Annotated in this window: 5 protein-coding genes; all 5 read left to right on the top strand. The window is 37.5% G+C overall.

Going from position 1 to position 9,535, the window contains the following annotated elements:
* Positions 1 to 839 precede the first annotated feature (839 nt).
* The 5 genes from B154_RS0116320 (at position 840) to B154_RS0116300 (ending at position 9,259) form a co-directional block, all read left to right on the top strand.
* A complete protein-coding gene (locus tag B154_RS0116320) occupies positions 840 to 1,148 on the top strand; it encodes a hypothetical protein (RefSeq protein WP_157580819.1) in 309 nt (102 codons plus the stop codon).
* 141 nt (positions 1,149 to 1,289) lie between these two features.
* Entirely contained in the window at positions 1,290 to 4,367 is a 3,078-nt protein-coding gene (locus B154_RS0116315) for a PAS domain-containing protein (RefSeq protein ID WP_018615333.1), read from the top strand.
* 682 nt (positions 4,368 to 5,049) lie between these two features.
* Positions 5,050 to 7,155 (top strand): DUF4331 family protein, encoded by a 2,106-nt coding sequence (locus B154_RS0116310; RefSeq protein WP_018615332.1) that lies wholly within the window; start codon positions 5,050 to 5,052, stop codon positions 7,153 to 7,155.
* A 77-nt stretch (positions 7,156 to 7,232) separates the two neighbouring features.
* Positions 7,233 to 8,582 (top strand): tetratricopeptide repeat protein, encoded by a 1,350-nt coding sequence (locus tag B154_RS28860; protein ID WP_018615331.1) that lies wholly within the window; start codon positions 7,233 to 7,235, stop codon positions 8,580 to 8,582.
* The gene (locus B154_RS0116300) at positions 8,582 to 9,259 is read left to right on the top strand and encodes a HupE/UreJ family protein (RefSeq protein ID WP_018615330.1); all 678 of its coding nucleotides are present in this window, start codon (positions 8,582 to 8,584) and stop codon (positions 9,257 to 9,259) included. Before B154_RS28860 ends, B154_RS0116300 begins: the two co-directional genes overlap by 1 nt.
* The last annotated feature ends 276 nt before the right edge of the window (positions 9,260 to 9,535 follow it).

Here is a 9,535-nt window from a genome sequence, read left to right as displayed (position 1 = left end):
ACTATTAGTTATGAGTCGTAAGGTTTGTGCATTTAGTGATCCCATTTTTTCTGTTCCCTTCAATACATCTCCAGACTTAGACCATTTATCAAGAGCGACAGAGTCAGTCACAAATCGTTGCCATATGCCTGCCTTTCGAANGTATAACCCTCTTCCTGCCGCTGCCGGTGAGGATAGGTAAATTAACATACCGTCAGGTGGGGTGAGCGTGTTAATAGTTGCAGTATCAGTTAATCGAGGTAGCAAAAAACCTTGTCTGTCACTTTCCAATTCCAGGATGGAGGACTTGTTTATTTGTGTTGGGTTAGAGCCGATCTTTAATTGGGAAAAAGCAGAACTGGCCGTTAAAACAGAAGCAATGACAAGAAATATTTTAATTGCATGAACTGAATAAAGTTTTTTCATGAGATATTGTATTTTCTAATTTTTGTATAAACGTTTGAAAAGAAAGAATAGTATCTAAAAATCACCAGACGCAAAAGTTAAATGCAAATCGCTCTTCATTTATTTCAGGCCTTGTCAATATTACATAAATAGTTATAATGAAAACTTAGCAGAAGCAGAGTAAACCTCTTTGGGGTACTATTAAAACTTCGGCGGTTGGAGTATTTTGAAGAGGACAGGGGACATGTAATTAAAACCGAATGACTGATGCAATATTTTGCTCCACTGGTCTATATTCTTTCTACCCCTTACTTATGATCTTTTTCATCGCATTTATGAAAATAATATTTTGCACCATTTTCAGTACAAGGAAAACTATTTGAATATTTGTTATTACACTTAATTTAGTCCTTCCTTTGCGAGTCAAATATTCTTAACCCAACTATAGCTAGTCAATGATGGATTTTAGAGCGTATGAAGCAACACCAGGTATAAGCGTGATCGTACTTCCTGATGCACCTGTTTATACTCACGTTGCTGTAAGTAATGACTTTATCAAAGCGTTTGGAATGAATCGAAAGGATGTAATTAAAAAGGGACACTTTACAGTCTTTCCAAAAAACCCTGAAGATCTAAACTTCAATGGTGAAGAAAACCTGCAGGCTTCATTTGAATATATCATTGCCAATAAGACATCGCACGAGATAGCGGTGCAGCGATATGATACCCCTAACCCGGATGGTACTTTTTGTAAAAAGTATTAGAAGATTAACAACGCACCGATCTTAAGTGATGAAGGTGATGTACAATATATCATTCATTCAGCAATAGATATTACCGACTATGTAAAGGCAGAAAAAGAGATAGCAACAACAAAAGGTATCGAAAAAGCTTATAATCTTTTTATGAGTGCACCTGTTGCGGTTTGTATTGTAGGAGGTCCCGATTATGTAGTTGAACTTGCAAACAAAGATATGCTCCTATTTTTGGGCAGAACATCTTCAATAGTGGGTAAACCAATCATTGACGCACTACCAGAAGCTGGCCTTCAGGGCTTGATCGGAATACTGGATGAGGTACGCAATACAGGCCAGCCGTACCATGTTGGTAATTTTCCTGCAGTTATACTTATTGACGGAGTAAGGGAACTTCGCTACTTTGATCTTGTATTTAAACCTCATTTTCTTAGCCCGGAAGACGTGGTGCCCGCCAGTATTTTTTGCGTAGCTCATAATGTAACTGTGCAGTTCCATTACCAAAAGAATATAGAAGAAAGTGAGCATCGTTTTCGCACCTTTATTGAGGAAGCTGCTGTAGCTACCGGCTTATATCTGGGTAGAGAACTGCAAATACAGCATGCAAATGACATTATGCTAAGTTATTGGGGCAAAGACAATACAATAATAGGGATGCCGATAGGTGAAGCCTTACCAGAATTAAAGGGGCAACCGTTCCTTGGTTTGATAGATGAGGTTTATTTAACAGGGATACCTTACACCGGTATCGAAGAGGAAGCATTTTTGCGTGTAGATGGAAGGTTGCAACCCTTCTATTTCAATTTTACTTATAAAGCCTTGCGTAACAAAGAGGGCAACATTTACGGTATTCACCATACGGCTATAGATGTAACAAAAGAGGTTAGGTCTCGAAAGAAGGTAGAAGAAAGTGAGCAAGATCTGCGTAATATGGTTTTGCAGGCACCGATCGGTGTTTGTGTAATAGACGCTACGAGCTTAATCGCTCAAATAGCAAACGATCGCTTTATTGAAATATCTGGCAAGACGATGGATGAGATTGTAGGAAAGTTTTTTTGGGATGCTTTTGCCGAAGCGCGTATACATTATGAAGACGCTCTTAATAAGGTAATAAACGAAGGTGTTACTTATCGTGCTGATGATGCCGAATTAATGTTGATTCGGCATGGGAAAGAGGAAATGGTATACATTAGCTTCGCTTATGAACCGATGAAAAACAACCAAGGCATTGTGAAAAAAGTAGCTGTATGGGTTCTTGACAACACGGCAAAGGTAATGGCTCGTAGAAAGGTAGAAGAAAGCGAGAACAATTTTCGAAATATGATTCTGCAATCACCGGTTGCAATGGGTATCTTAAAAGGACCTGAGTTCGTTGTTGAAATTGCTAATGAGCGCATGTTTGAATTATGGGGCAGAAGCAAGGAAGAACTACTTCATAAATCTATATTTAGAGGATTGCCAGAAGCTACCAACCAGGGGTATGAGGAATTGTTAAGGGGCGTGTTTACTACAGGTAAAACCTTTTCTGCGCTTGGTATTCCCGTTAACTTACCACGCAGTGAAAGAGTTGAAACAGTCTATATAAACGTGCTATACGAAGCTTTTGCAGAAAGTGAAGGCAACATATCTGGCGTTATGGTGGCAGCAACCGATGTTACTGAACAGGTCGTGTCGAAAATGAAGGTGGAAGAGAGTAACCAGGAATTTAAGTTTGTAACGGATTTTATGCCTCAAATAATTTGGGCAACCAAAGCTGATGGTTATCATGATTTTTATAACAAGCAATGGTACGATTACACAGGTTTAACGGATGAGCAATCCAAAGATGGGGGCTGGAATACTGCAGTGCATCCTGATGATCAGGAGAGGGCGTGGGATGTTTGGCTACATAGTTTAAAAACGGGTAGTCCATACGAAATTGAATATCGTTTTAAGCGCTTTGACGGTCAGTATAGGTGGTTTCTAGGAAGGGCATTGCCGTTAAAAGACGAAGCGGGTGCTATTTTAAAATGGTACGGCACTTGTACGGATATAGATGATCAAAAGAAAGGGTCTGAATTGTTAGAAGAGAAGGTGAAAGAGCGAACCATTGAGTTGGAGGACCAAAAAAACCTGTTGGATAATATTTTAAAAAATTCCTCTAATGGTATTTCCGTTACCGAAATGATAAGGAATGAAAGAGGCGAAATATATGATGCCAATACAATTCTTGCCAACGCCTCTGCTGTAAAATATGTTGGTCTGCCTGAAGACATTTATTTATCTAAAACAGCAGTTGAACTAGATCCCAATATTTTAAATTCCTCTTACGGCCAAACGTGTTTAAAAACATTAGCAACAGGTGAACCTTCGCTTATTCAATATTATATGGAGGTAACAGACAGATGGCTGGAGCTCACTCTTTCTAAAATGGATAATGATCACCTAATTCACATATTTACAGACGTCACCTCAGTAAAGGAATCTCAGTTGCAATTAGAAAGAACTATGAATGAACTTAAGCGTTCTAATGCTAACCTGGAAGAGTTTGCCTATGCTGCCTCACATGACCTTAAAGAACCTATCAGGAAGATTCGAACTTTTTCAGAAAGGTTAAAAAAGAATTTGCAAGGGAGATTATTGGATGATGACCAACATTACTTTGAGCGGATGGAGAAAGCAACTGAACGAATGAAAAATTTGATCGATGATCTTTTAGAATATTCGCACGTTTCCACCTCAATTAATTATTTAGATGAAGTTGACCTTAATAAAAAAGTGACACAGGTTTTGGAAGATCTTGAATTGGAAGTTGCTGAGAAAAAAGCTCGGGTAATGGTAGGTGCTTTACCTGTTATTAAAGGACACAAAAGACAAATGCAGCAGCTATTTCAAAATTTAATTACCAATGCTCTTAAGTTCAGTAAGCGTAATGTTAGTCCGCAAATAAGTATTTATTCTGCTGTTGTAAGCGGAGAAAATATCAATTCGTCTGATCGGCTCGAGGAGTCCAAAAACAAGTTGTATAACCTGATCGAAATTTCAGACAATGGAATAGGGTTTGAACAAGAGTACGCCGATAAGATTTTTAAAATGTTTCAACGCTTGCATGGTAAGACAGAGTATGAAGGCACCGGTATTGGCCTCGCTATTGTGCGGAAGGTAGTAGAAAACCATAAAGGATTTATTGAAGCTGTAAGTCAACCTGGCAAAGGAGCAACCTTTAAAGTTTTTTTACCTATTGAGTAAATTGTTTTTTGTTAATGCTTTTAATCAATACAAGTAAGATCAAAAATCTTTAGTTAAGCCTCTGGCATTGTTAACTACGGCTTTTTTATTTCTTTCTTCTCTTACATTTTTGTTATGGACTTGCAATATAACAACCTTATAGTTGCTTATATTATATCTTGAAAGTTATTAAGAAATGGATATTAAATTCCTAACACGCTTCATACGGCTTCATTTTTAAATTGCTCATAATGTCTATCTATCTATCTATCTATCTACTGGATGCATATTATTAAATGAACTATTTCGATTTTATTTACTTTTTTTCTGATATTAACTCTCATCCCATAAGTCGTCTACAAAAACTGGTGGTAATATTTATTTGGAATTATATCAACTTTTTATTTTAAGGTTTTTAGAGAAATGCACCGTGCTTCTCTTGATAGTTTTTAATTTTTTATTGTAGCCAACGAGCTGTGGCGGCTCTTCTGCATTTGTTATCAATGAATAAGAAATAAATTCAAAAAAAATAATAATCTCTAAATCCGTTTAACAAAATTTTACGTTAGTAAAGTTATGGCGCTTAGTTCATCGTTTCAAAGCCGGCTTACTTCGCTGATACTGCCCCTATAATTCAAATTTCTTCTATGAAAAATCTCGCATGTCATCAGACTTTAAATTAATTATTTAAAACTTTTCTAAAATGAAGAACAAAACCTTATTGCCTCACAGGCATAAATGGTTATTGGCATTGTTGTGCCTACCGGTTTTTTCTGCTATTCTCATGTCTTCCAGTCATAGGGAGGCACCCATGATTGCCAATGATCCCCAGGCGGACAACACAGACTTATATGCTTTCCGAAGCCCGACAAATCCCAACAAGGTAGTAATTATTGCTAACTATATTCCACTCCAGTCGCCACAAGGCGGTCCTAATTTTTATCATTTCGGCGAAGACGTACGTTATGAAATTCACATAGACAATAATCCGGCAACAAAAGGCGATGATATTATTTATCGTTTTCTGTTTAGTACCGCAAATTCAAGAAGAGACCCAAATACTTTTTTCAATATACGATTGGGAAAAGAAAACCTACGGACAAGATATACAGTTGACAGAAGTATGGATGGTGGTAAATCATGGCTAAGAGTACTGTATGACGGCATTGTGCCTCCTCCCAACATTGGACCTCGTTCTATCAGTTCGCCGGTCGGTTTAAATGCACCAAGCTATGATTCATTAATGTATAAAAACATTCAGGATGATGGTGATGGTGAACGCATTTTTGCCGGTCCTGTTGATGATCCTTTTTTTGTTGACCTTGGAGGCATTTTTGATCTTGGTGATGCGCCCCGGCAAATGGGTCGCCCTGTAGATGGATTAAAATGTATGAACGTTTCTACTATTGCAATGGAAATTGATATTTCGAGGTTACAAAAAGATCATAAGAAGGCTTCTCAGGCTAAAAATATACTTGATCCTGATTTTGTTATTGGTGTGTGGGCCAGTGCAAGCCGCCAAAGAATTAAAACCTTGAATAACGCTACAGATCATATTTCAAAAAACTTTGAATCATATTCAGGAGACTGGGTGCAGGTATCAAGATTAGGTATGCCTTTAACTAATGAAGCGGTTGTTCCTATCGCTTATAAAGATTATTGGAATCGCTTAACTCCTTATGATGACCTCTCTGAATTAAAGGAATTTGGCAATTTTTTTTACAATCCCGAGCTAGCCCTTTATATGGATGACTCCCAGTTTGGAGGTGCAATCCCTGCGTTTAAACCATTGCGAATTCAAAGAAAATCTTTAGGACAATTTGATTTTGGAAATGGTGGAAATGGTCTATACGGATTGAAAGGAAGCGCCGCTCTTAACGGAACAGCGCTGGCTGAAAATGCTTTTGGCAGTCTGCTTTTGCCTGCATCCAAGTCTCCTCGATCAGTCGACCTATGGCCTATTTTTCATACCGGTGTTCCTAATTTACCTCCTTATCAGTTAGCAACGGGCAAAGGTGGCAATCCTTTAGCGGCAGGCAAGCCATTTATTAGTAATTTCCTGCCTAATGGTGGTGACATGTTACGCCTTAATATGGCTGTTCCTGTAACGAAAAGAGATGATCCTGATTTTAGTTCTTTGGGTTTAATCCAGGCTGCAGTATTAGGATTAACAGATAAAAGGTTTAATGGATCTTCAAAAATTCAATTTATTCCAAATATGGATGGCTTTCCTAACGGAAGGAGGCTGGAAGATGATGTAACCCGTATAGAGTTGCAGGCTGTCAGTGGAATAGTGCTCGCTGCAATAGGGTTGTGGTACGACGATTTTGACGGAACTAATCCTGTTACAAAAAACCTGCTAAGTGTGTACAACTATACCACGGGTATTGAAAAAAATGACACAGCTTTTAAATCAAAATTTCCGTTTGAACAAACGCCGTGGGCAGGTACGCACGTGTGCAGTTGCAGCGAAGATAACAATCAGAAGGAGGAAAAAAGAACAATGGGATCATTTCCGGTAGCACAAAAATTAGGTATAGCAACGCCGGAGGTTTCGGCTATTTCTTCACCAAATCCTGTCGTTAACACCAGTACATTAAAATATAGAGTCGATGCACCTTCGCAGGTAAAAATCCTGCTGTATGATGTATCTGGAAAGGCATTGAAAATTTTGGCAGATAAAAAGCAGGATGCCGGAACTTATACCCTTCAATGGAATGCCTCATCTTTAACAAAAGGAACTTATTACATAGCTATTAGTAAAAACGGATCAGTTACTCAAACACTATCACTCGTTAAAGCTAAATAACGTCCTTATTAGCAAGCCTATGGTTTCTAATCCTTAGGCTTGCTATCCTTTCATTAATTATCAATAAAACATTAGGTATGAATAAGAAGATTATTTATCGTGTTACATTGCTTTTGTTTTTGATTGCCATTGTTTTTATAATAGTAAGATCTAACAAAGAGCAAGGCATCAGTTATGAATTAAAAGAAAGAAAAGGAAATCTTGCAAAAAGTAATGAATACATACTAACCCGTGCCTCGGCAGACCGCTTACAACTGGCGATAAAGGAAAATCCTGAAGATAAAAAATCTTTACTTGGCTTAGCTGCATTATATATACAGGAAGCAAGAATTACCGGTGATCATGTTTATTACGACATGGCTGCTCTGCAACAAGTAAACAATGTTTTGAAAATAGAACCTGAGAATTTTGAGGCTCTGACTTACAAGGCCCTTGTTTATTTATCACAGCACCATTTTGCGGAGGGGCTTGAAGTTGCGGAAAAAGCAAGAGAAATCAACCCTTACAATGCATTCATTTACGGTCTTTTGGTAGATGCCAATGTTGAAATGGGAAATTATAAAAAAGCAGTAGAAAACTCCGATAGTATGGTCTCTATCAGACCCGATATAAGATCTTACTCCAGAATTTCCTATCTGCGTGAAATTTATGGAGACAACCCTGGAGCAATTGAGGCTATGAAACTTGCCGTAGGAGCCGGCATGCAAGGCGAGGAGGGAACTGAATGGGCACGGGTTCAGTTAGGGCATTTATACGAAAATACAGGCGACATCAGGAGTGCAGAAATGCATTATACAATTGCACTTGACGAAAGACCTGATTATGCGTATGCAATAGCAGGAATGGCACGGATTGCCACAGCTAAAAAAGATTATACAAAAGCAATACATTATTATTTAAAAGCTTATTCCCTCGTAGAGGATAATGTTTTTAACGAAGAATTGGTTGACGTTTACCGTCTTGCCGGGCAAAATGAGAAGGCAGAGGCACTTGCACGATCAGTCATTGAAAATATGAATAGAGCCTCTAAAGCAGAATTGACTAACGGAAATATAGGTCATTATTCAGATAGGGAATTAGCTTATGCTTATTTAAAAGTAAATGATAATGATAAAGCTTTAGCGCATGCGCTTGCGGAGTACAACCGCCGTCCAAATAACATTGATGTAAATGAAACGGTTGCGTGGGTGTATTATAATCAAAACAAAGCAGGTAAAGCAATACCATATATAAAAGAAGCTTTAAAAACGAACTGTAAAAATCCTACGTTGCTAGCGCATGCCGCCTTGATTTTTGCCAGGGCAGGGGATAAGGTATTAGCTAAAAATTATCTTGAACAAGTATCTTCTTCAAAGGCTTATATAAGTGCTTCTTTACAAACAGAAACTTTACATGTCATACAAGACCTCTTAATAGCAAAAAGATAATGAAGCAGAAAAATTCCACATTACTGCCTTTTTTACTATTGTTATTCTTTCTTATAGGAAATACTTCGAGCGTATTTGCTCATACAATTAATTATGCGCTTGAAAAAGCTCCGATACAGAATGCAATATTATACTATCTTAAGTTAGGTTTTACTCATATCATTCCTAAAGGATTTGATCATATTTTGTTTGTTATCGGCCTTTGTTTGCTCAGCAATAAAATAAAAGTTATTCTATGGCAAGCTACAGCATTTACTGTTGCTCATTCAATTACCCTTGCTCTCAGTATGAAAAGCATAATTATTGCTCCAAGTGCTGTTGTGGAACCGATCATTTCCCTTTCTATATTATTTGTTGCGGTAGAAAACATGTTGCTTACAGAACTTAAACCGTGGCGTATAATACTAGTGTTCATGTTCGGATTGATTCATGGAATGGGGTTTGCCAGCTCTCTAAATGAAATAGGATTACCTCGTAATAAATTTCTCACTTCCATACTTTCTTTTAACGTTGGTGTAGAACTGGGTCAAATAAGTATAATCCTGGCTGTTTTTTTACTAATACTGTTTCCCTTAAGCAAGAAACAGCATTATAGAAAATGGATAGTTATTCCTCTTTCCATACTTATTGGTTCAATTGCATTCTACTGGACAGTGCAAAGAGTATTTTTCATTTAAACTTAATAGGACAGGAGATAGTAGCGGATCAAAATGATTTTTACACTCGGCAGTTCTTCTGCCATCTTTGCTGCCAACCTTGCTTCAGTCAGCATATCAACGTCTTTTAGCGGAATTGTAGGAAAAGATATTTTCGGAAAATTTGTTCTTTTAGAAAGGAATTTTTTTGCCGTTTTATTTTTCAGTACAAATCTAGTTATGCTACTTTTTTATTAACAAGCCTACAACCTTAAAATCCTATCGGTTACAAAGAGTACTATGAGAAATATCAAAATT

This window comes from Segetibacter koreensis DSM 18137 (assembly GCF_000374045.1).
GTDB lineage: Bacteria > Bacteroidota > Bacteroidia > Chitinophagales > Chitinophagaceae > Segetibacter > Segetibacter koreensis.
This window is presented reverse-complemented; position numbering and strand designations above follow the sequence as displayed.

Coding starts and splice junctions, on each gene's coding strand:
- B154_RS0116320 (WP_157580819.1), top strand. CDS start 840: ATGATGGATTTTAGAGCGTATGAAGCAACACCAGGTATAAGCGTGATC.
- B154_RS0116315 (WP_018615333.1), top strand. CDS start 1,290: ATGAGTGCACCTGTTGCGGTTTGTATTGTAGGAGGTCCCGATTATGTA.
- B154_RS0116310 (WP_018615332.1), top strand. CDS start 5,050: ATGAAGAACAAAACCTTATTGCCTCACAGGCATAAATGGTTATTGGCA.
- B154_RS28860 (WP_018615331.1), top strand. CDS start 7,233: ATGAATAAGAAGATTATTTATCGTGTTACATTGCTTTTGTTTTTGATT.
- B154_RS0116300 (WP_018615330.1), top strand. CDS start 8,582: ATGAAGCAGAAAAATTCCACATTACTGCCTTTTTTACTATTGTTATTC.